Source organism: Brachybacterium sp. Marseille-Q7125 (assembly GCF_023062615.1).
Lineage (GTDB): Bacteria > Actinomycetota > Actinomycetes > Actinomycetales > Dermabacteraceae > Brachybacterium.
Genome location: NZ_JALLAL010000111.1, coordinates 1 through 2,155, shown reverse-complemented (window position 1 = coordinate 2,155; position 2,155 = coordinate 1). Strand labels below are relative to the sequence as shown.

1 protein-coding gene and 1 pseudogene are annotated in these 2,155 nt (G+C 71.6%); one reads left to right on the top strand and one right to left on the bottom strand.

The features are described 5' to 3' along the window. A pseudogene (locus MU407_RS13900) lies at positions 1-668 on the bottom strand (chromosome partitioning protein); the annotation flags it as partial. Between the two features lie 106 nt (positions 669-774). Here MU407_RS13900 and MU407_RS13895 point away from each other — a divergent pair. Beyond that, positions 775-1,530: a protein phosphatase 2C domain-containing protein gene (locus MU407_RS13895; RefSeq protein WP_246958381.1), complete on the top strand. Its 756-nt coding sequence runs from the start codon at positions 775-777 to the stop codon at positions 1,528-1,530. Positions 1,531-2,155: the final 625 nt, after the last annotated feature.

Sequence of the window (2,155 nt, the reverse complement as noted above, 5' to 3'; positions counted from 1 at the left end):
GAGGGGGCGGAGATCGCTGAGTGGGCCGATGGGGCCGATGGGGCCGAGCTCGCGGTGGGCGCAGAACCGGCGGACGGCGCGGAGTCAGCGGACGGGGCGGGGCTCGCGGACGACGCCATCGGGGCCGAGCTCGCCGTCGCCCCGGACGCGGCCGAATGCGCGCCGCGCGGCATCGGCGCCACCTGTGCCGGAGAGAGCACCAGCGCGGGATGCTCACCCGAGGCGGCACTGTCGGCGCGCTCGGCGTCCGCTGAGGTCTGCGGCGGCAGCGCCGCACGGCGCCGACGGGCCCGATGCGAGCGCACCGTCGGCAGCTCACCCGTGGCCGGGGAGGCCAGAGCCGCACGCAGTCCCTGCAACTCCGCGGTGTCATCCCCCATCGGCGGCACCAGCGGAGCATCCATGTCCGGGCCCCAGACCTCCCGGTCATCGGCCTCACGCCCGGTAATTCGCCCGGACGGCTCTACGCGCAGGTGGTGGCGCACATCCGGCTCGACGATCACCACATCGAGGTTCTGCCCGTCCAGCTTCGCGGCGGTGATGAAAACCTGCTTCACCCGGTCGCGGACCTGCGCGAGATCGACACCGGTGACCTCTACGGCCTCCTTCTCCAGGTGCACGGTGGCACTGGTGTCCGAGGTGATCCGCGCCTGAGCGATCATCGTCATCCCTTCTGCACGCTGCGCCGGGCCCGCCGCGGGGGCGGCGCCGACATGGTCGCGCTCCACTCTACGGCCGTGACCGGCACCACCGCGCCCCCGTAGGCTCAGATGCGTGCGCGCTCACGTCTGCTCCGACGCCGCCGTCCCCGGTGGGAACGAGGATGCCGCCGGGATCCTCGGGGACGTCGCCGTCATGCTCGACGGCGCCGGGGTGCCGCCCCGCTTCCGTGCCGGCTGCCACCACAGCGTCGCCTGGTACTCCCACCAGCTCGCCGGGCGCCTGCTGCTGCGCGCCCAGGACCCGGCGGTGGGGCTCGATGCGGCGCTCGCCGCCGCGATCGGCGAGGTGCGCTCCCTGCATGAGGATCAGTGCGAGCTCGAGCGCGGCGGCCCATCGGCCACCGTCATTGCCGTGCGTCAGCGCGCGGACGTGCTCGAGCATCTGGTGCTGTGCGACTCTTCGCTGCTGCTTACCGGGGCCGATGGGGCGGTGCGGCGCCTCACCGATCCGCGGGTCGACCAGGTCGTGGCCCGCGAGCGCGGCGCCGAGGCGATTGAGGCTCAGCGCAATCGGCCCGGCGGATTCTGGGTGGCGCGGCATGAGGAGGAGGCGGCCGCACAGGCGCTCACCGGCAGCACCCCGCTGGCACAGCTGGAGCGGGTGCAGCTGGTCTCCGATGGGGTCACTCGCGCGGTGGAGCTGTTGGGCCTGCACGATGATGCGTCGCTCGCGGCGGAGCTCGCGGAGGACCCATCGGCCGTGATCACCCGCATCCGCGCCGCCGAGCGCGACCTGCCAACTGGGCGGCGCCCGCGGAAGGTCCATGACGATGCGACAGTGGTCACGGTGGAGCTGGGAAGTCGCTGACTGTTTTCGGGCGGGGCGGGCGTCGTGGGGCCGTGCGCGGGCCAAGCGCACCCCCGCACTCTGGCACGGGCTCGGTAAAGTTTCGTCAATACCCTGTCCGACCTACGCAGATCCGGGACCTCCGCGCGTTTACAGCATCGCTGGAGACCAGTAGACTGCGAGCGCAGCATCTCGCGGGGGCAGCCTCCCTGGTGGCACGGGTCGCCAAGGAGACATGGATCTCGCGAATGTGAGACGGTGGGGGCTGTTGCATCCCCGCTGAGGATGTGTAGGGTTCCCACTACAGGAACGTTGAAAACTTAAAAGAGTGCCGCTCCTCAAGACCCCCCTCATGGGGAGCGGCCGGACGGGCAACACGCCAGGTTCCCCCCACCTTTGGCAGCCCGTCCCGCCTGATCGCCCGCACCCACCCCTGACGGACGACAGGCCACGCGAGCGGTCCGTGAGCCCCCGGCATTGCCGGTTGAGAGCTCCGGACCGCTCGCTCTTTTGTGTGCGGGGGGGGTGTCCCTATGTTCTGAGTCAAGCCGCGAGGGCGGTCGGCTCGGGAGTAGGGGCGGTGGTCGGGGGCTGGTAGTAGGTGCCGTCGCGGAGCATCGCGAAGATGACGTTGCAGCGGCGGCGG